Below are 19,109 nucleotides of genomic sequence, written 5' to 3' on the forward strand. Positions count from 1 at the left end.
CGTGAGTAAAGGGTGATTATATTAGGCTGTTACTCTGTTTCTGACCGTGCTGACCCTGGGCTTCGTTATGACCTTATCGCGATGAAGACCCAGTAGCTGATCAATTTCATCGGCCAGCACTTTGAATTCTTTGCCCTGCGTCAATCTCAGTAGTTCCCAGCCATCCCCAGCATTGCAGGTACAGATGAAGGTTCCCCGCCCGTCACGATCATCAATACGGAACTTGCCTTTCCGCTCGCATATCGGGCACTTGCCTTTAAAGTGGTTTTTTCCTGTCACGGGGGGCAATTTGTAGTAAGCGAAGATTTCAGGCCAGTGACCTATAACGGCATCAGCCGTTTTTATTCTGTTCACAATGCGTCTCCCTGATATGATGGTGCACCTAATTTTTCACGTATTTCACTCACCTTCTGGCGGCCATTTCAAGGTTTAACCCTTGCTGTTCATGGCCGGATGGCTGACCTGCTTTCTTGCGGCTTTTCGCCCACGCAATTTGCTTATGTTTGATGAAGTTATTCACTTCGGGCGTCAGTTCCTGTGGGGTATCGTGGAACCCGCGAGGCCAGATGCCGAACTTATCTTTAAAGGTATTGGATACCCAGCCATCACTGATGGTCTTACCTTGTGTGGCGCGTTGGTTCTGGTAATACTTCAACTGGGAGTAGAAGCTCTGCTTTTCAGCCTGAGTGTAGACGCGCGCTTTCTTGCTGAGCTTCTGGATATTGCGGCTGGTATCCACCTCAACATCCTCGCCCGTCAGTGGCTTGAAGCCACATTTTGGGCAAACGTAAACTCCTGCTGGCTTCATGTAATGGCAGGACGAGCATTCTTTCGGCAACTTCTCTCGCTTTTCCTGCTCCCGGTAACTGGCACTGGACTTCATGCCATCATTTTTATTGGGCAGCTCGTCGTATTCGATATCGTCAGGGTAACCGAGGCGGTGGACAGAGCCGGAGTGATCCAGAATGATGCACCGATCTTTACCTTTGGCGGTACGTAGGCCTCTGCCGATTGACTGGAGCCAGCGGATTTCAGATTTAGTTGGTCTGGCGTAAATAATGCACCGGACATCACTATCAAAACCGGCCACCAGCACGCCCACATTGACGATAATTTTCGTTGCACCTTGCTCAAAACGATGAATAATCACATCACGCTCATCATGAGGGGTGCTGGCGGTCATCACCTCAGCATTCACGCCAGCACGGTTAAACTCCATCGTGACATAATTGGCATGACTCACATTCACGCAAAAACACACGGTTGGCAGGTTTTCACCCAACTTAAGCCAACTGCTGACCACATCGCCGACCAAATCAGCCCCACACATGATCTCGGCGATGTCATCTTCTTTATAGTCACTGCCGTACTCCTTGCTGGTGGATGATTTCACCCCTGACAGATCGGGCTTGGCTGGAGCATAAAACTCATAAGCACTCAGGTCACCTCGCTGGATTAACTCTTTTATCGTGGTTGGCTTTATCAGCCTTTGGTAGTAGTGACCCAAGAACGGTGAAAAAGGCGTGCCCGACAACCCAATCACCTTACAATTCGTTTCGGTGGTCAGCCGGGTGATTTCTTCCAGTATCTTTTTACGTTTCAGGTGTGCTTCATCAATCACCAGCAGATTAATATCTTCGGGAAAGTCACGGCGGATCAGCGTGTCAGCCGACGCAATCTGAATCAGTTTTTTCGGGTCTTGATTGGGGTGATCACGCCAGCTAAAGCAAAATCATCCCCGGGCAGGCCATATTCGGCAAACTTTTTTGCGGTTTGGTCTACGAGGATCGTATACGGCACACAGAACATGACACGCATCCCACGAGAGACATAACCGTCAGTGATAAAGGCCGCCAGTCCGGTTTTACCTGAACCGGTCGGGCTGTACACCATGAAAGTACGGTGCTGTTTCCAGTGCTGTCGCAACAGGCTTAAGCCACGTTCCTGTGCAAAGTTAGGGGTAATTTCTAGCATGATTTACCCTCCAACGAGATGCGCTCAAAACGATAACCTTTATGGGTTTTGGCTCGCCCATTAAGACAGGCATAAACCGTTGAGGAATCAAAACCAGCAGCAAGTAGTTCACTCTTGCCTACGAAAACCAAATGACTGTCGGTTTCTATATCTATGGCTAATATCGCACTCCTGAGAACACCATTAGATGCAGAAGTCCAAATCAAGTTGGATGCCTGATTATTTAAGATGTTACCGTCCCAATGCCTTACACCCGGTAAAGCCATAGGATTAGGCACAAAAACCATAGCAACCAAACGGTGAACAGAAAAATCAGCCCATATTCCATTTAGAGAAAGTTTTACTGAGTGATATCCGTCGTGGTGGATTTTACCTTTCAATACTCGATTACTGTGCAGGCTATGAATGCGGCCTAAATTACTTACCCGATAAAAATCGGAATAACTTGCAATCGGTACGGGCTGCCATTCCTCCGAAGAGGAATTAGTGTCATAATCGGCTATGGAAATTTGGTTATTCATAGTTTCCCTCCGCAAGAACCGGATCAGTTGTGCTCGCCAAAGTTTCGCTGCCCGGTTTCTTGCCTCCTTTAATTTTCAATTCTTTTTTCCATTCATTGATAATTCGCTTACTGTCCTCAGAGTGCTCATGCGCAGGCATTTCACTGTACTCGCGCGCATAATCAATTTCGTGGAAATAAGGATTAACTATTGCCGGTGCGACGATACCCACGGTACGTTTGACATCTTCATCAGTCGGCACACGATCAAGGTATTTCTTGAGAGGCAGTGCGCCAGATTCCGCCAGACCATCAGTGATTTTTTTCAGTTGCTTAACTGCACGAAAAACATCTTTCACGCGGTCGTTATCTGCTGAGGGCATCTCTTCACCGTCGATCATCTTCCCGTCAATAAACAGCGGAATACTGCCAATGAACGCGCCACGGTTGAGGAACTTATTCACCTCAGCTGTGGTGATGATTGGGTATGCTTTGACTAATCCGAATAGAGTTACTGCCATTGACTCATCATGTCGTGAGCATTTTCCTTTGCCGTTTCGAATGGCGGCGATCAGTGCATCTTGATGATTGAGGCTCAGCAAATCGTAGTCCCCAACCACGATGTAGTGAGCACTCAGTGCTTCCAGATTCACCGGCTTTGCATGGCTATTGTGCGGTTTGTGTGCTTTCCGTTCCGGTGCGTTTGCTTTGGTCATTGCTGCTGCTTCGGCTTCTGACATCCCCGCCGCAACCAGTTCAGTCACGATGCGTGCTGGTTTCCAGCTCACGAGAGCGCGGTGTTTTTGGATAATCTTTTCTGCTTTTCCGTTGTTGATAATCATTCTTATTTGTCCAAAAAAATAGGGGGGTTCTTATTTAGTACTCTTCCGTAATGACCCGCTTTTTTAGCTTCCCCCATTTTGATAATCATTCTCACTTAGCTGCTTTTCATGCTCAGCCTTAGTGATCCCTTAGGAATCGTTCCCACAGCCAGAAGACACAGCCATTTTCGGTGTTACCTGTCAGTTCTCTGCTCTAACGCGTTCCCCGAATAGGGCTTGTCCTTTGGCTGTGCTTTCGGGGCTAACGGTGGCGCTTCTGTATAACCTTTCATCGATCTATGATTCTTTTTGAAAAACAATCTGAGCCACGTATTGGCGGCTCTGGCACCTGTGTTATCCCGCCGATATGGGATGGGATCTTCATCTCGCCGAAGTTTGTAGACGCGTGCGTATTTATCCCTTGCATACTCCCGCATAGTTGGGTTGGTCATGGCGGAAAGAATCTTCTGAATAAATTCCGCATCACCCGGCTGATAAACTTCGGGCATTATTACGTTATGGATTGGATATATATTCACGGTTGAAATTTGCCTTTCTGCGCATTGGATAGGTGCGTTCTATGTGCAAAATTACTGAGGTTAGATTTTGATTAAGTTTTGTTTGACAAAAATACAGAATTGTCATCTATCCTAAGATAGGTGATGTTGTGGACGTGCTTTTTCAGCACAGAGATGTTAAAGAGCAATAACGATTATTTTGAACCGTATTGAAGCCATAATGGATCGCAATCTAAGGCTTTAGAAATTTCTAAAATAAATCTAGGGCGTTTAGTGATCCCAGCTTCAATTCGCTGAATTGATTGTTGTCTTGTTCCAGATAGTTCAGCTAATTGAGCTTGAGTCATATTCATCTCATGTCGTCTGGTTTTTAATCGCTTGGATATAGTTTCCATCCTTGCAAATCTCCTTTATACAAATTAGATTGTATTTAATAACACATTATACTGTTTGTCAAATACAGTTTTTATTGTAAGAATCCTACTTTAATTAAAGGAGGGGTTATGAGTCTTGCAGACAGAGTCAAGAACAGAAGGCTTGAGTTAAAGTTAACTCAAACGGAGGCGGCTATGATTGCTGGCATTAGTCAGCAATCTTGGGCTGTCATTGAAGATGGGAAAACTCTGAGGCCACGGAATATAATAAGCATAGCTAAGGCTTTGAAATGCGATGCTGAGTGGCTAATTACAGGTGGCGATTTCCAGCCCCTTTGTGATGTAAACATTCGAAAAGTGCCGTTAATAAGTTACGTACAGGCAGGGAAGATAGCGAGAGGCTTTCCTATACGCGGCTACGATGACTTAGAACACATTACAACCGAGATGAATTGGTCAGAACGTGCATTTGCATTGCGTATAGACGGGGACTCAATGGAACCCGATTTTAAGGCTGGTGATATTGTTGTTATCGATCCAGAAGTTACTCCCAATCCCGGAGAATTCGTAGTAGCAGTAAGCTATGAACGGGAGGCGACATTTAAAAAATATAGGCCAACAGTTATAAATACTGGTGGAGTACAGCACTTTGAACTCATCCCGCTAAATAATGATTATCCAATTTTGGATAGCCAGCGGATGGAAATCATCATTATAGGAACAATGGTTGAACACCGAATCTACCGCAGAAAACGATAATTTTTATTAGCTCCCCCCCCTTTTTTCTGCAACCCGCCCCGCGCGGGTTTTTTTATTAAAAATTCTTATAAATACAACAAAGTGCAAAAAAATAACAATAAATACAACTTTGACTGTTGTCATCAAACAATTTTAATTGTATATTCTAATCATCGAACAGGCAGGATGCCCACGAAGTAGCCGCCAGTGGCATATGAAGAACTGGATGATTCGATAATCAACTATACCAAATGCACAAATAAGTTTTTAGCTATGCCGATCTTTAACAGACAGCGCTGAAAAAGCGCACCATTCTTACCAGTTGGTTACTGACTGAGATGTAAAGACTACTCAATCACAAATCAACTAAGGGGAATATATGCACAATTTTCATGGCTACAATAATGCAAGAAAAAGAAGGCATGAGCGCAGAAAAGAACTGCAAGAAGCGCATAACATCAACACTCAATTACAAAAAGCATTCAGTAATATTGATAGTATTAAATCAGAAATAGCAGTAAAACCAGCGCGCCCAATATTATCACTAAACAGAAAAGCAATGGATCGGGTAGAGAAGGCAATATCAATTAAAAATACTCCGATGCATGATAATTTAAGTAATTGCTGCTTACCTAACACAGCAATTTATTCAACTAAAACAAAATTCCGCCGCAGTTCTAAAGCTGGGGAGATTACAGCGAGAGCGTAAGCATGGAAGCCGAAAGCTAGTATACTGGCTATTTTTGCGATCGATAAATTTCTCTATGTGACAAAAGTCTCTTTAATCAATAACAATAATACGAACAAAACGACGCATATGTACAATAACCTATTATTTCATTATATAGGTTATAAATATGCCAAATCGTAAACAGGTAAAATTATTTACAGAGACATTATTAGAGGAAGATACTATTGTATTGGATACAGAAACAACGGGCTTAAAAAACGATGATGAAATCATTGAAATTAGTATTATAAATTCTCATGGTGATATTTTATTAGACACGCTAATTAAACCACAAAAAATCATTCCTTCTGATGCTATAAAAATACATGGCATCACAAATGAAGATGTTAAACATGCGCCAACATGGAGTGATATTTATAAAAAATACAGAGAAATAGTTAAAGGAAAAACAGTTATTATTTACAATAAATCCTATGACACAAGGATTATTAGGCAAACATGTAAAAAATATGAATTACCTACACCAAGAATAAAATCAGAATGTGCAATGCTATTATACGCAGAATATTACGGTGAAATAAATAAAAGAACGGGTGATTACAAATGGCATAAACTTACTGACGCAATTTATGACAATGATATATTAGTTTTTGGTGAAGCTCATAGAGCGCTTACAGACGCTCGAATGACACTAGAGCTAATAAAGTTTATGGCCTACAAAGATTGCAAGATTCCCGACAATACATTGCGTTCAATATATCCCCCCATTGATCATGAATCTTATAAACATGAACGTGAAATTAAGGAGATAGAGCGACAAACGCGTGAAATTAAAGAAAAATTGAGAAAAGAAGAAAACGACAAATCGTTTTCAAAGCTCTTTAATATGATATTTGTTTTTTTATTTATATTGTTTTCAATTTGGCTCTTTGCTTAAAGGCAAAAAAGACCAGATTATCTATATAAGTGCCGTAATGTTTTCAATTAAATCCCACCGATGATTGTTAATCAACTCCAGCTCATTTCAAGGTAAGCTGGAGTGAGTTAATAATTGATACAAAACAGAATAAATTAATTTTAATTTATAAAGAAAATAAAAAAGGATAAATGACATGAATAGATTAGTTGGAGCTAAATCTTATTTGCAGAGCGCACTTGAAATTAATGAAGAAATGCAGGCTGTATTACTTCCGTTATTAAAAACGGTTGAAAATGAAGCCAGCGATGATACTCATGCAATGTTACGCGCTGTACGCACATTATCAATGAATCAGTATCGGGATATTAATGAATTAGATTGTATTCTTGATTCAGTTATCGAAACAAAAAAAACAACCCCTGATTTAAAGATAGAATTAGAACCAGCTTGTAACGCAATAAAGAAACTAATGGCATTATTGAATACAATGATTGATTCTGGAGGTGAAGATAGAGACTTGGACTTACTTTCTATTGCGACAGATTTAACTCAGCAAGCTGGCAAAGAAATAGCGCGAGTCAGAGGAGTGGAATATCAATGATGAATAATATCCACCGCCTAAATCTTAGAATAAAAGTAATTTGTGAGGCAACATGCAAGCCCCCCCCCCCTAAATACATAGAAGAGTTTTATCAAACTTGTAATGGCTGGGAATGCAGATTATCTAAACATAATAATAAGACTGGTAGCTATGACTTAGTTGACTCATTCTACAGTTATGAAGATGCTTCAAATGAAGCAAAAGAAATTATTATTAACAACCAGATAATAAAAGAAAGAATTATCGCAGCGTTAACCTTAAGGAATAACCATGAAAACATTAAAACCCATCGAAGTAGCAACTGCTTTAGAAATATTGATCGAACCGCGCGAGGTCTATGTCGTCCGCGGTGCTAACAAGGCGTATCTGAGTGAGGGCGGCGCACTGAATAAATTAGCTTACGTTCGTGCACAGGAGCAATTTAATGAGGAGGGCAAGGAAAGTAACTTTCCCGCCAAAAAAGTTAAACAAGAAGACGGTACAACTAAAGTTATTCTTGGCTCTATGCGCCCTGAATTTATAGCACGCCATGCTCAGGTACTGGAAGAACTGAAAGACAGTGTTAAGCGAGAAAGAGATTTAATTAGAACTAAAAAGGAGCATCTAAAGGCAATAGAAAAACACAGGAAAGCACAGGATGAATTAATAGCCATAGAAAGAAAAATTCATCAATTACAATCAAAATAAAAATTAACAAAACAAATTTAATTACAGCGCCATCGCTGGGGAATCGCTCACGCTGAAAACAGGAAATAGAAAATGACATCATCAACGTTGCTTGAAAGAAAACGAAAGGCATTTATTAACGTTAAATTGAATGCATTACAAAAAAAACATGGTTGTCATTCTGTTGTTGTAAAGGTAGGAAAATTTAATTACCAACTGGATTTAGACGAAGAGATATTGAATATCGCTTTAATTCGCTTCTTTGAGTTAGATGTGTTTGCACTTAAAAGAAAACAGGAAGCAGAGGAACTTATCGTAAGAACATACAACAGCTTTTATACCAAGTTCGGCAATTTAACCGAAGAAGGTAATGAATTCATGAATGAGATATTAAAACTGATTGCTAAGAAAACGGAGCCAATAACATGATAAATAAATCCTATTTAGACTTTGCTAATGCAGCTATCCAGAAAGAGAAAGAAGAAAAGTACGACCTTGCAGCCGAATATTGGGGAAAGGCTAAAAATTTAGCCACCACGCTTAATACGCAACTATGGGCTGAATATCGCCAGTTACATAATGAAAAAAGACACTCATTACATAACAGTTACAGCAAGGTATTAAGAACCAATGAAAATAAGCGCACGGCTTCTGAATTAAAAAAGCATATGAAAAAGCAGGCGGTGAATAATGACTGCATATGAACAAGTAAAGGAATTAGCACGATTCTTAGAATATAGAAGTTTATTTCGTCGTGCCGCTGAGAAGTGGGGTGAGGCTCTTTCATTATCTCACGATAAAAAACAAGAACAGGAATGTATCAAAAATAATTTGCGTTGCGTCCGAAAAGCGAAAATCAAAATACAGGAGAGGTGGTAATGAGTAATACAGGAATGACAATAAAAGAAGTAATTGCCATTTTGAGAAAAAGTAAATTCGGATGCCCTGATTTCCTTTTAGATGAAGAAAGGGCGAGAACTAACTACCCGCCATTAACCGATGCGGAAAAAATGGAATGGGCTGAATTATCAGTAAAACAACAAAGAGCCATTGTTGCTAGAGAATATCTAGTTTCATGCGGTGAGCGATTTGGAAAACTTGAAAACGGCAATGTCATATTTACCCACGAAAATTGCGTAGTCGAGCTGGATGCTGACGTAATTGAAACACTACTTATTCACCAAATCGAAAATACGATTCTGGAAATTAATCCAGTCGAAAAATATATCGCCTTGTGGCGCTTCTATCTCGGTAATGAAGTGAACGAGAAAGAAAACAACTCCACATGGATGCGGGATTTTATCGATGACGTATTTATCGGTGGATTCAAATTATTTACCGCTGAACCAGCATCACCAACCACACATTGAGAATCAAAATATGAGTAAGAAAGACGAATTAGTAACTATCGACTCAAGCCACTTACCAGTGATCGAGTGGCAAGGCGTCCGTGTTGTTACCACAGAAACATTAGCGGCTGGGTATGGTACAGAACCGACAAATATTCGCTCCAATATCGCTAACCATCGTAGTCGTTTTATTGAAGGTGTTCATGTATTCACCCTTAAAGGTGATGATTTTCGAGCATTTAAGAACCAAGGCAATAATATTGACTTGGTTAATAAACACGCAAATCAAGTCGCTCTTTTCACAGAGAAAGGTGCTGCCCGTATGTCGAAAATCATTGATACCGACGAAGCGTGGAGTTTCTTTGAGAAGATGGAGTTCGCTTATTTTCACCAGAAAAAGCCGACAACAAATCCTTCCGCCTTACCCGGTAATTACATCGAAGCTCTAGAAGCACTACTGACAACGGAAAAAGAAAAGCTAGCCATTGTTCAAGAGCGTGACGAAGCTCGTCGCACCAAATCACAGATTAGTCGCCGTCGTGAAGCTCAGGCACTTGGTAAGCTCGGCGCTGTCACCCGTAAGTGTCGGGAACTGGAAGAACGTCTGGGGGAAAGCACCAAGCACTCAACAATCACCAGTGTGCAAAAAGCCACGGAGAAAGAATACAAATTCGCTCCACTCCGCAAATGGTGCCGTGAGAACAACATGGAAGCCACAGACGTTCCTGACCCCAGATACGGAAGCGTGAAGTCATGGCCTGCCGAAGCATGGCTGGCTGTATACGGCGTAGATCTCAAAAAATTGTTTGGCAAAAAGTGAGGTGATGGAAATGAAAAAGACAAAATATGTTGTGACTTATCTGGCTGATTATCCCTGTGGGCATCGCCACACACTGAGAGTTGCTATGGAGGCTCATGATGCAATAGACGCTATCGAAAAATCGCAGGCAGCATTCACCGATGATCGACTGACATCAACTAACCACACCCTCTTTTCTGTCATGCCGGAAGAGTTCAACGAAAGCACGGTTGCTAGCATGGATTTGTGCCCAAGTGCGGAGGTGAAGTCATGATCATTGATACCAATTTATTACGTGCGGCTTTGGTTTGTGTAGCCAAAGGAGAGCAGGCGGAAAAACACCCCGGGTTAACTGGGTGCATTTCACCCGGCAACATCTCGAAGCCACTAACGGGCATGTACTGGTACGCATGGAACTTACAGAGAATAGTGGCACTTTCTTTGATGATGGAGATCCTACCAACATCAACCTGATTGTCCGGTTCTGCGGTGATATTCCAGAACAGGCTTGTTTCACTGAAATCCAATTCGATGATGCAACAAGAGCCTTTCATTTGGATGAAGACAATAAGACTTTTAGCCTCACTCGACTGGAAATAATCAAGGGGCGTTTCCCGGATTTGGATAAAGCTATCCCGACAGAGAAACAAAATGGGACGCCGCTCTTCCGCCTTGAATATCTGGCTTACCCATATTTGATGTTTCGCAACGGCGTTGTATTTATGGAGCCATCCGGCATGGAAGCACCCTGCCGATTCCGGTTTAGCCCTTTTACAAACAGACTGTACGGCAACCCTATTTTTGTGGTTCAGCCACTTTACGAAAACGCCTTCGAGCTTGCCGAGCAGAAAATAAAAGAAGTGGAGGCAGAAAGTGACCAATGAGCACCGCCAGAGGGTGGACATCAACGACGAACTGGTCAGAACGGTAGTCCACATCGACGATGGCAGGGATCACACACAGCGGCATATCCACCACATGAGACGTATTCAACATATTCAAGAGGGCGTCTGCCCTCCCCTGCCACCCGCCCCCAAAGTGGCAAGCGTGAAGATAACACCATTGAAGAACGGCAAGAGGGGTAGAAAATAATGATCAGCATCGATAACGCACAGAATGACATTGGTTTAATCGGACACATTGACGATGGGCGCGAGTGGGCAGATTGGTTATTGAGGAAGGCGAATGAAAGTAAGAAATCTCAAAGAATTCCTATGAGATTCGAGGCTGACGACACTGAGGATTTTGATAATTACTCCATGTCAGCATTAATGAAGCTCAGTAAAGAGAAGTTAACCGAGTTCTACGCTATCGGGAAATCATTACCTGCTAACGAATATTATCAAATAACAGGCATAGACGTAGCTCGTATGGCATTTGAACTGTTAGAGGCACGGGAAAAGCTCGCTGAATATGAAATAGGAACAAGGGAAAAAGATGATCAATAACTCATTCCACCTCACACAAATCATCGCCTCAGTCTGGGGCGATCCAGCTGATATCACCGATGTGGTATGGAAAGCCGGATACCGTAAGCCAGAGCGGGGAGAAAGGGAAATCGTCGCATTGGTTATTGATGTAATGAATGGGGTGCCCGATGAGGTGCCCTACTCTGAAAGGCCAAGAAATTTGGACGATATTCTGACTACGGAGCTGTATAACATTATTTTTGAGGCAACACTCAGTGACCTGGCAGCACCTGAAATGGTGGCAAAAATGGTTTTGTGGAACGGGTACGGGAGGAAGGAATAGTGGCTACAAGATACATTGACTACAAAGAAATGCAAAAACTAACAGGGAAAAGCAAATCAACCCTTTGGAGAATGTACGCAAAAAGGAATGAATTTCCTAAACCAGACAGAACAAAAAGTGGAGTTTTCCTTGGGTGGTCAGAAGAAGTTTATGAGGCTTGGGTAAAAGAAAAGAAGGAGTAGTTACTTGACCCGTTACTTGACCCGTTGTTATGACGGGTTTTTCATTTTCTTGATGTAACTCTTTGATTTTATGGTACGCCCTACAGGATTCGAACCTGTGACCTACGGCTTAGAAGGCCGTTGCTCTATCCAGCTGAGCTAAGGGCGCATTATGGTATGTAGAATAAGAAACATTATTAATGCCTTAACGCAGCACCGGATTATACGGGCATAATGGAATGAGTCAATGCCCTTTTCGCTCATATGTTCATTTTATGATTATTAATAAAACTGACAGGCGGTTCATGTTCTGACAAAATAGCCCCCATTCCTATACTTGATAATGGAATCTTAAATACATGTCAGCAAAAATTATTGATGGGAAAACGATTGCGCAGACAATCAGAAACGAAGTTACAGAAAAAGTTAAACAGCGCGTTGCCGCCGGAAAACGAGCACCAGGTCTTGCCGTCGTTTTAGTGGGAGAAAATCCTGCTTCTCAAATTTATGTCACCAGTAAACGCCGCGCCTGTGAAGAAGTCGGGTTTATGTCCCGCTCTTATGACCTACCTGATACTACCAGCGAAGCTGAATTGCTCTCCCTGATAGATGATCTGAACGCCGATGCGCAAATCGATGGTATTTTGGTTCAACTCCCCTTACCTGCCGGCATTGATAATGTCAAAGTACTGGAACGCATTCATCCCGATAAGGATGTGGATGGTTTCCACCCTTATAATATCGGTCGTCTATGTCAGCGCGCTCCGAGACTGCGCCCTTGTACTCCCCGCGGAATTGTAACCTTGCTTGAACGCTGCAATATCAATACCTATGGGCTAAATGCCGTTATTATCGGCGCTTCTAATATCGTTGGGCGCCCAATGAGCCTTGAATTACTGTTGGCAGGCTGTACAACTACAGTAACGCATCGCTTTACCAAAAACTTGCGCCAGCATGTTGAACAGGCGGATTTACTGGTCGTTGCTGTTGGTAAACCCAACTTTATTCCTGGTGAATGGATTAAGCCAGACGCGATTGTGATTGATGTTGGTATCAATCGGCTGGAAAATGGCAAAGTCATTGGTGATGTGGATTTCAATAAGGCGTCTGAACGCGCAAGTTGGATTTCCCCTGTCCCCGGCGGGGTCGGACCGATGACCGTTGCAACATTGATTCAAAATACCTTGCAAGCTTGCGAGGAATATCATGATATAGATACAACTGAAGGTTATTGATGGAAATTTTTTATTTAGATGACCACCCTTATGTTGAGTTATGTGATTTGCTGAAATTTCAAGGATGGTGTGAAAGTGGTGCTGCGGCAAAAGCCGTGATTGCAGAAGGTTTGGTACAGGTTGATAACCAACTCGAAACTCGCAAACGCTGCAAAATTACTGCCGGTAAGGTTGTTGCCTTTAATGGCGAATCTGTTCGCGTTGAAGAGTAACTCAGTAAGTAAACATTATCACTAATACTTTTCAGAAAGACAGTACCTTTTATATAAGTTATATTAAGGTATTGTCTTTTTATTTTATAAATAGAAATTAATTATTTTATATAAACCAGTATAAGGTGATATATAAATATTAAATAATATGATGTCAATAATAACACCAACATTATTGGTAGATATCTTTTTTCCTGATTACAGATTTATCTGTTTTTATTCAAAAAATATGTGACATTGACGATATATTGACAAACAATCATATCAATTTTCTAATAAGTCGCTATACTGAGAAGCTTATGTACAACTGAAACGGAGTTAATTATGTTAAGTAATAGAGCTGCAAGAAGGTTGTTAGGTTTGCCTTATAAATTAAGTAATTCTAAACGTAGAGTAAAAATTTCTCTTCTTAATCCTGCTTCCAGTGATAACACCCATCAAATACCAGAACATCTGAGTCATTCTTCTTTCGTTGCCATGAAATGGGATGCGGTTTCTGGAGAAATCACGTATCACGCTGGAAATGCTTTCTATCCTGAGCACTTAAGTAGTCACCAATAAATCGGTCGGTTTTTATTCCGCTCATTTATACCACTAAGTACGACAACTAAGTACGACAACTAAAAAAATCTCGCTATAAAAGCGCAAAGACATTAAAGACTGAACCGCCCATCTAAGGGGCGGTTCTGGTGTTCAACAAAGCAAAATCGATTATTTACGACGCCATGTTGTTCCTTGTGGGCCATCTTCCAGCTCAATTCCCATTTCATTTAACTGGTTGCGCGCCGCATCAGCCAATGCCCACTCTTTATTTTTACGGGCATCGTTACGCTGTTTGATGAGTGCTTCGATTCGGGCAACATCGTCGTCCGCCTGTGTTCCACCTTGCAAAAAGTGTTCTGGATCTTGTTCCAAAAGACCAAGAATCCCTGCCAATTTACGTAGCCTTGCCGCCAGACCATTAGCCGCAACCATGTCTTCTGTCTTCAGACGATTAAGCTCACGCGCCATATCAAACAAGGCTGAATACGCTTCTGGTGTATTGAAATCATCGTCCATTGCTTCAACGAAACGGACTTCAAATGTTTCTCCACCAGCAGGCTGAACGGATTTATCTGTACCACGCAGGGAAGTATACAAACGTTCAAGGGAAGTGCGCGCCTGTTTCAGGTTCTCTTCCGTATAATTCAACTGGCTGCGATAATGACCGGATAATAAGAAATAACGCACGGTTTCAGCATCGTAATAGGCCAATACATCACGGATGGTAAAGAAGTTATTCAACGACTTGGACATCTTCTCTTTATCCACCATGACCATGCCGGAATGCATCCAATAATTGACGTAAGGACCATCATGGGCACAAGTTGATTGGGCAATTTCATTTTCATGGTGCGGGAACATCAAATCAGAACCGCCACCGTGGACATCAAAGTGATGACCCAGCGTCTTGCCGTTCATGGCGGAACATTCAATATGCCAACCTGGACGGCCTGCTCCCCACGGAGATTCCCAACTCGGCTCACCCGGTTTGGACATTTTCCATAATACAAAATCCATTGGGTTACGTTTTACATCTGCCACTTCAACACGGGCGCCAGCCTGCAATTGTTCCAAATCCTGGCGGGAAAGCAGGCCATAATTAGGGTTGGTGCCGATGGAGAACATAACGTCACCATTAGCGGCAACATAAGCGTGCCCGCGCTTAATCAACTCTTCCGTGATTGCAATGATCTCTGGGATATGTTGCGTTGCACGAGGCTCTAAATCCGGGCGCAGAATATTCAGTGCATCAAAATCGCTGTGCATTTCTGCCAACATACGTGCGGTCAAATCGTCACAACTTTCATTGTTTTCGATGGCGCGTTTAATAATTTTATCATCCACGTCAGTGACGTTACGGACATAGGTCAGATCATATCCCAGATAACGCAGGTAACGAGAAATCACATCAAATGCCACAAATGTTCGGCCATGACCAATATGACACAAGTCATAAATGGTAATGCCACACACGTACATGCCCACTTTCCCTTCGTGAATCGGCCTAAATTCTTCTTTTTGACGGCTGAGAGTATTGAAAATTTTTAGCATCAGTGGGTTTCCGTAAAAATTATGTACGTGTAATAAAATCAAATAAATTGACTGATTATAGGCTTCTTTATCAGCAAGATAAATAAATGAGAATATAGAGAAGCCAGATCAGATATTTCACCTTGATATGCAATGCTTTGCAAGTGCCATAAACCACCTTGTTCTGATACTTTCCCTGAGTACTGACTCAAAATCTGAGATATGATATAACAGCGGTTGTTCAAAACCCCCTATACAGGGTCAATCAAAACTATTACTAGGATTTTTATTATGGTGACTTTCCACACCAATTTTGGCGATATCGTAATCAAAACATTCGCTGATAAAGCACCTGTAACCGTTGAAAACTTCTTGAGTTATTGCTCGGAAGGTTTTTATGATAACACTATTTTTCACCGTGTTATCAATGGCTTCATGATTCAAGGTGGTGGCTTTGAACCTGGCATGACGCAGAAAACAGCTAAAGCGCCTGTCAAGAACGAAGCCAACAATGGCCTGAAAAACAGCCGTGGCACTCTCGCTATGGCACGCACCAATGATCCACACTCAGCAACTGCCCAGTTTTTCATTAACGTTGTCGATAACGATTTCCTGAACTTCCGTTCAGAGCGCCCGGATGGATGGGGTTATTGCGTATTTGCCGAAGTCGTCGAAGGCATGGATGTAGTTGATAAGATCAAAGGTGTTTCTACTGGCCGCAGCGGTATGCACCAAGATGTACCACATGAAGATGTGATCATTGAACGTGTCACTGTTAGCGAATAATTACCGTTAGAGAATCATCGCTGCATGAGTACACTGTTTATTGCAGACTTGCATCTCAGTGAACAAGAACCGGCAATTACTGCCGGTTTTCTGCGTTTTTTACGTGAAGATGCAATCCACGCTGAAAGTCTTTATATTCTCGGTGATTTTTTTGATTACTGGATTGGTGATGATGATCCCAACCCATTGCATACTAAAATTGCCCGGGCACTTAATGAGCTGAAACAACAAGGTATTCCCTGTTATTTCATTCATGGCAATCGTGATTTCTTGCTCGGCTCCCGTTTTGCCAAAGAGAGCGGTTTGATTCTGCTTCCACAGGAAAAAGTACTGGAGTTGCATGGTAAACGTATTTTGATTTTGCATGGCGATACGCTATGCACCGATGATATCAACTATCAACAGTATCGTAAGCGAGTGCATACTCCGTGGATACAACGGCTATTCCTGTTTCTTCCTTTATTTATCCGTTTGAAAATTGCCGCCAAAATGCGAGCAGGTAGCCAATATGCCAACAGCCAAAAATCTTCATCTATTATGGATGTCAATCAAGAGGCTGTTACCGAACATTTTAAAAAATATCAAACAGATTGGATAATTCACGGCCATACTCACCGCCCAGCAATACACGATATTCAGATTGGCGATAAGACCATGCATCGCGGTGTATTAGGGGCATGGCATGAGCAAGGTTCGATGTTCAAAGTTACAGAAACGGCTATTGAGTTAATATCCTTCTCCTTCTAAGCTCCTTGCTTATTTTGTAAAAATCGATAAATCAAACGACGCAAACGTTTTCCTCGTGCTATTAGCATGATATGATCCGCCGTCTGAAATTTCATCTTTGTTCTGGTAGACACCCAATACAGGAGCATCTGATTTATGACGTCCAGCTCTGATCCCATAATAGCTATTACCCCTACAATAACTTCTCCAACAGAAATAGAACCCCAAAACCACGCCAAAATCGCCATTGTCATGGGTTCTAAAAGTGACTGGGCAACCATGCAACATGCAGCCGATATCCTGACCGAACTCGCTATTCCTTTTCATGTTGAAATTGTTTCGGCACACCGAACGCCAGATAAGCTTTTTCGTTTCGCAGAACAAGCGAAAGAAAAGGGTTTTGATGTGATTATCGCTGGTGCAGGTGGAGCAGCACATTTACCGGGGATGTTGGCAGCTAAAACCTTAGTGCCTGTGTTCGGGGTTCCTGTACAAAGCGCGGCGCTTAACGGTGTTGATAGTCTGTATTCTATCGTCCAAATGCCAAAGGGCATTCCCGTTGGTACATTGGCTATCGGCAAGGCAGGAGCAGCAAATGCCGCATTGTTGGCGGCTCAGGTGCTGGCGTTGCATGACAGTGCGCTGTTTCAACGTTTATCAGATTGGCGCAGTGAACAAACTCAGGCTGTTCTGGATAACCCAGATCCACGGGAGGATGCATGAAGCCCGTTTGTGTATTGGGAAATGGTCAGTTAGGCAGAATGCTACGTCAAGCCGGTGAACCGTTGGGGATCGCTGTTTATCCTGTTGGGTTGGATGCTGAACCGGAAGCAGTGCCCTACCAAAGCAGCGTGATCACCGCAGAAATTGAGCGTTGGCCCGAGACCGCATTAACTCGCGAACTGGCTCATCATAAGGCATTTATCAATCGTGATATTTTTCCACGACTGGCAGATCGCTTGCCACAAAAACAGCTCATGGATACGTTGGGTCTGGCAACCGCGCCGTGGCAACTGCTTTCCTCTCCCGAACAATGGCCACAGCTATTTGCAGAGTTAGGCGATTTTATCATTGTCAAGCGACGGACAGGGGGCTATGACGGGCGCGGTCAATGGCGTATTCGGCCGGGTGATGAAACCACGCTTCCACCTGAAATTTATGGTGAATGTATTGTAGAACAGGGTATTCCGTTTTCGGGAGAAGTCTCGCTGGTTGGAGCCCGTAATGCCAAAGGTGAATCAGTATTCTATACCCTGACTCACAATTTGCATCAGGAAGGTATCTTACGTACTAGTGTTGCTTTACCTGATAGTGCCGATAAGCCATTTCAACAGCAAGCAGAGCAGATGCTGTCTGCCATCATGAATCACCTGAACTATGTTGGTGTTATGGCGATGGAGTGTTTTATTGTTGGCGATAATTTGCTGATCAATGAATTGGCTCCACGAGTTCACAATAGCGGTCACTGGACACAAAACGGCGCTTCTATCAGCCAGTTTGAACTTCACCTACGGGCGATTTTGAATCTTCCTATGCCACAACCCGAAATCTTTGCACCATCCGTCATGATCAATCTGATCGGCACAGAGGTGAATCACGCATGGCTGAGTTTGCCGCTGGTTCGTTTACATTGGTATGAAAAAGAAGTTCGTCCTGCACGTAAAGTAGGCCACTTAAATGTGACCCATGCTGATAAGGGAACATTAAAAACGACGTTGCAAACATTAGCCTCCCTATTGCCAACAGAATACCGAAGCAGCCTTAAATGGGCACAAGATAAATTAAGTTAACCGGTTATTTTAGGAAGTGGTAATGATTAAAATAAGCTACCACTTCCCAGTCCAATCCAGTTGGAAATTATCACATTCTTGATAGCGTCCGGGATAGTGTATCCACAATTGCAAACGATAATACCTTTTCCTTGTACAATACTGTATACTGTCCCTTGACTGTACAATACCTTTAATACCTATTTTTTCTAAAAATAAAGTTATTGCAATCTCAATATTTTTATCACTATTGAAACATATTATTTAATTACAATTAAATAATTGTGACGCACGCCTGAATAATAATATGTGTAATAACACCTTGGAAAATTTAAAAAACTATACTCTAAAAACAATTTATTTTACTGGTGATATGAAAAATATTTTTAATTTATTTCCGTTTTCTAAGGAGAATCTTTTTTGACAAAATTACCTTGTTAAGAGGA

General features: G+C 42.3%; 28 protein-coding genes, 1 tRNA gene and 1 pseudogene. 22 read left to right on the forward strand and 8 right to left on the reverse strand.

Going from position 1 to position 19,109, the window contains the following annotated elements:
* Nucleotides 1–21 precede the first annotated feature (21 nt).
* From ACSJJG_RS15610 to ACSJJG_RS15635, 6 genes and pseudogenes are all read right to left on the reverse strand, one after another.
* Complete coding sequence (locus ACSJJG_RS15610) at nucleotides 22–354, reverse strand: primase-helicase zinc-binding domain-containing protein (protein ID WP_481089829.1); 333 nt, start codon at nucleotides 352–354, stop codon at nucleotides 22–24.
* 49 nt (nucleotides 355–403) lie between these two features.
* Nucleotides 404–1,974 (reverse strand): annotated as a pseudogene (locus tag ACSJJG_RS15615) (DEAD/DEAH box helicase family protein).
* Nucleotides 1,968–2,495, reverse strand: a complete 528-nt coding sequence (locus tag ACSJJG_RS15620) for an NUMOD4 domain-containing protein (RefSeq protein WP_189759597.1) — start codon at nucleotides 2,493–2,495, stop codon at nucleotides 1,968–1,970. The pseudogene ACSJJG_RS15615 and the gene ACSJJG_RS15620 overlap by 7 nt, the downstream one beginning before the upstream one ends.
* Nucleotides 2,488–3,315, reverse strand: a complete 828-nt coding sequence (locus ACSJJG_RS15625) for a hypothetical protein (RefSeq protein WP_189759598.1) — start codon at nucleotides 3,313–3,315, stop codon at nucleotides 2,488–2,490. Before ACSJJG_RS15625 ends, ACSJJG_RS15620 begins: the two co-directional genes overlap by 8 nt.
* 173 nt (nucleotides 3,316–3,488) lie before the next feature.
* On the reverse strand, nucleotides 3,489–3,833 hold the full coding sequence (locus tag ACSJJG_RS15630; RefSeq protein ID WP_189759599.1) for a hypothetical protein: 345 nt from the start codon (nucleotides 3,831–3,833) through the stop codon (nucleotides 3,489–3,491).
* Nucleotides 3,834–4,006: 173 nt separating this feature from the next.
* A complete protein-coding gene (locus ACSJJG_RS15635) occupies nucleotides 4,007–4,207 on the reverse strand; it encodes a helix-turn-helix domain-containing protein (RefSeq protein WP_189759600.1) in 201 nt (66 codons plus the stop codon).
* Between the two features lie 108 nt (nucleotides 4,208–4,315).
* Here ACSJJG_RS15635 and ACSJJG_RS15640 point away from each other — a divergent pair, with 108 nt between their 5' ends.
* The 15 genes from ACSJJG_RS15640 (at nucleotide 4,316) to ACSJJG_RS15710 (ending at nucleotide 11,883) form a co-directional block, all read left to right on the forward strand.
* The gene (locus ACSJJG_RS15640) at nucleotides 4,316–4,945 is read left to right on the forward strand and encodes a helix-turn-helix domain-containing protein (RefSeq protein WP_189759601.1); all 630 of its coding nucleotides are present in this window, start codon (nucleotides 4,316–4,318) and stop codon (nucleotides 4,943–4,945) included.
* Nucleotides 4,946–5,303: 358 nt separating this feature from the next.
* Nucleotides 5,304–5,633 carry a transcriptional antitermination N peptide gene (locus tag ACSJJG_RS15645; protein WP_189759602.1) on the forward strand — a complete coding sequence of 110 codons (330 nt, stop codon included), beginning with the start codon at nucleotides 5,304–5,306 and terminating at the stop codon, nucleotides 5,631–5,633.
* Between the two features lie 148 nt (nucleotides 5,634–5,781).
* The gene (locus ACSJJG_RS15650) at nucleotides 5,782–6,552 is read left to right on the forward strand and encodes a 3'-5' exonuclease (RefSeq protein WP_189759603.1); all 771 of its coding nucleotides are present in this window, start codon (nucleotides 5,782–5,784) and stop codon (nucleotides 6,550–6,552) included.
* Nucleotides 6,553–6,727: 175 nt separating this feature from the next.
* Complete coding sequence (locus ACSJJG_RS15655) at nucleotides 6,728–7,135, forward strand: hypothetical protein (RefSeq protein ID WP_189759604.1); 408 nt, start codon at nucleotides 6,728–6,730, stop codon at nucleotides 7,133–7,135.
* A 270-nt stretch (nucleotides 7,136–7,405) separates the two neighbouring features.
* Entirely contained in the window at nucleotides 7,406–7,822 is a 417-nt protein-coding gene (locus ACSJJG_RS15660) for a hypothetical protein (RefSeq protein ID WP_223281691.1), read from the forward strand.
* 72 nt (nucleotides 7,823–7,894) lie between these two features.
* Nucleotides 7,895–8,230 carry a hypothetical protein gene (locus ACSJJG_RS15665; protein WP_189759605.1) on the forward strand — a complete coding sequence of 112 codons (336 nt, stop codon included), beginning with the start codon at nucleotides 7,895–7,897 and terminating at the stop codon, nucleotides 8,228–8,230.
* Nucleotides 8,227–8,505, forward strand: coding sequence for an ANR family transcriptional regulator (locus ACSJJG_RS15670; protein ID WP_189759606.1), 279 nt, complete (start codon nucleotides 8,227–8,229; stop codon nucleotides 8,503–8,505). Before ACSJJG_RS15665 ends, ACSJJG_RS15670 begins: the two co-directional genes overlap by 4 nt.
* Complete coding sequence (locus ACSJJG_RS15675) at nucleotides 8,492–8,680, forward strand: PerC family transcriptional regulator (protein WP_189759607.1); 189 nt, start codon at nucleotides 8,492–8,494, stop codon at nucleotides 8,678–8,680. Before ACSJJG_RS15670 ends, ACSJJG_RS15675 begins: the two co-directional genes overlap by 14 nt.
* Complete coding sequence (locus ACSJJG_RS15680; protein ID WP_189759608.1) at nucleotides 8,680–9,171, forward strand: hypothetical protein; 492 nt, start codon at nucleotides 8,680–8,682, stop codon at nucleotides 9,169–9,171. Before ACSJJG_RS15675 ends, ACSJJG_RS15680 begins: the two co-directional genes overlap by 1 nt.
* 10 nt (nucleotides 9,172–9,181) lie before the next feature.
* On the forward strand, nucleotides 9,182–9,970 hold the full coding sequence (locus ACSJJG_RS15685) for an ORF6N domain-containing protein (RefSeq protein ID WP_189759609.1): 789 nt from the start codon (nucleotides 9,182–9,184) through the stop codon (nucleotides 9,968–9,970).
* Nucleotides 9,971–9,980: 10 nt separating this feature from the next.
* Complete coding sequence (locus ACSJJG_RS15690) at nucleotides 9,981–10,223, forward strand: hypothetical protein (protein WP_481089830.1); 243 nt, start codon at nucleotides 9,981–9,983, stop codon at nucleotides 10,221–10,223.
* A gap of 82 nt (nucleotides 10,224–10,305) precedes the next feature.
* Nucleotides 10,306–10,833, forward strand: coding sequence for a hypothetical protein (locus ACSJJG_RS15695; RefSeq protein ID WP_481089831.1), 528 nt, complete (start codon nucleotides 10,306–10,308; stop codon nucleotides 10,831–10,833).
* A 207-nt stretch (nucleotides 10,834–11,040) separates the two neighbouring features.
* Complete coding sequence (locus ACSJJG_RS15700; RefSeq protein ID WP_481089832.1) at nucleotides 11,041–11,397, forward strand: hypothetical protein; 357 nt, start codon at nucleotides 11,041–11,043, stop codon at nucleotides 11,395–11,397.
* Complete coding sequence (locus ACSJJG_RS15705) at nucleotides 11,387–11,701, forward strand: hypothetical protein (protein ID WP_189759613.1); 315 nt, start codon at nucleotides 11,387–11,389, stop codon at nucleotides 11,699–11,701. Before ACSJJG_RS15700 ends, ACSJJG_RS15705 begins: the two co-directional genes overlap by 11 nt.
* Nucleotides 11,701–11,883: a helix-turn-helix transcriptional regulator gene (locus tag ACSJJG_RS15710; RefSeq protein WP_189759614.1), complete on the forward strand. Its 183-nt coding sequence runs from the start codon at nucleotides 11,701–11,703 to the stop codon at nucleotides 11,881–11,883. Before ACSJJG_RS15705 ends, ACSJJG_RS15710 begins: the two co-directional genes overlap by 1 nt.
* Before the next feature lie 71 nt (nucleotides 11,884–11,954).
* Here ACSJJG_RS15710 and ACSJJG_RS15715 read toward each other — a convergent pair.
* Nucleotides 11,955–12,031: transfer RNA gene (locus ACSJJG_RS15715), tRNA-Arg, on the reverse strand.
* 190 nt (nucleotides 12,032–12,221) lie between these two features.
* Here ACSJJG_RS15715 and folD point away from each other — a divergent pair.
* The 3 genes from folD to sra all read left to right on the forward strand — a co-directional run bounded on the left by folD (nucleotide 12,222) and on the right by sra (nucleotide 13,870).
* Nucleotides 12,222–13,097, forward strand: coding sequence for a bifunctional methylenetetrahydrofolate dehydrogenase/methenyltetrahydrofolate cyclohydrolase FolD (folD, locus tag ACSJJG_RS15720; protein ID WP_481089833.1), 876 nt, complete (start codon nucleotides 12,222–12,224; stop codon nucleotides 13,095–13,097).
* Nucleotides 13,097–13,309 carry a ribosome-associated protein YbcJ gene (gene ybcJ / locus ACSJJG_RS15725; protein ID WP_481089834.1) on the forward strand — a complete coding sequence of 71 codons (213 nt, stop codon included), beginning with the start codon at nucleotides 13,097–13,099 and terminating at the stop codon, nucleotides 13,307–13,309. Before folD ends, ybcJ begins: the two co-directional genes overlap by 1 nt.
* A gap of 324 nt (nucleotides 13,310–13,633) precedes the next feature.
* Entirely contained in the window at nucleotides 13,634–13,870 is a 237-nt protein-coding gene (gene sra / locus ACSJJG_RS15730) for a stationary-phase-induced ribosome-associated protein (RefSeq protein ID WP_481089835.1), read from the forward strand.
* Between the two features lie 150 nt (nucleotides 13,871–14,020).
* On the opposite strand, the gene cysS is transcribed toward sra, so the two are convergent.
* Nucleotides 14,021–15,403, reverse strand: a complete 1,383-nt coding sequence (gene cysS, locus ACSJJG_RS15735) for a cysteine--tRNA ligase (RefSeq protein WP_481089836.1) — start codon at nucleotides 15,401–15,403, stop codon at nucleotides 14,021–14,023.
* A gap of 270 nt (nucleotides 15,404–15,673) precedes the next feature.
* Here cysS and ppiB point away from each other — a divergent pair, with 270 nt between their 5' ends.
* From ppiB to purK, 4 genes are all read left to right on the forward strand, one after another.
* On the forward strand, nucleotides 15,674–16,168 hold the full coding sequence (ppiB, locus tag ACSJJG_RS15740; protein WP_348987240.1) for a peptidylprolyl isomerase B: 495 nt from the start codon (nucleotides 15,674–15,676) through the stop codon (nucleotides 16,166–16,168).
* 24 nt (nucleotides 16,169–16,192) lie between these two features.
* Nucleotides 16,193–16,915 carry a UDP-2,3-diacylglucosamine diphosphatase gene (locus tag ACSJJG_RS15745; protein WP_481089837.1) on the forward strand — a complete coding sequence of 241 codons (723 nt, stop codon included), beginning with the start codon at nucleotides 16,193–16,195 and terminating at the stop codon, nucleotides 16,913–16,915.
* 135 nt (nucleotides 16,916–17,050) lie between these two features.
* Nucleotides 17,051–17,617, forward strand: a complete 567-nt coding sequence (gene purE, locus ACSJJG_RS15750; protein ID WP_481089838.1) for a 5-(carboxyamino)imidazole ribonucleotide mutase — start codon at nucleotides 17,051–17,053, stop codon at nucleotides 17,615–17,617.
* Nucleotides 17,614–18,684: a 5-(carboxyamino)imidazole ribonucleotide synthase gene (purK, locus tag ACSJJG_RS15755; RefSeq protein WP_481089839.1), complete on the forward strand. Its 1,071-nt coding sequence runs from the start codon at nucleotides 17,614–17,616 to the stop codon at nucleotides 18,682–18,684. The genes purE and purK overlap by 4 nt, the downstream gene beginning before the upstream one ends.
* Nucleotides 18,685–19,109: the final 425 nt, after the last annotated feature.

Source organism: Xenorhabdus sp. SGI 60 (assembly GCF_056632175.1).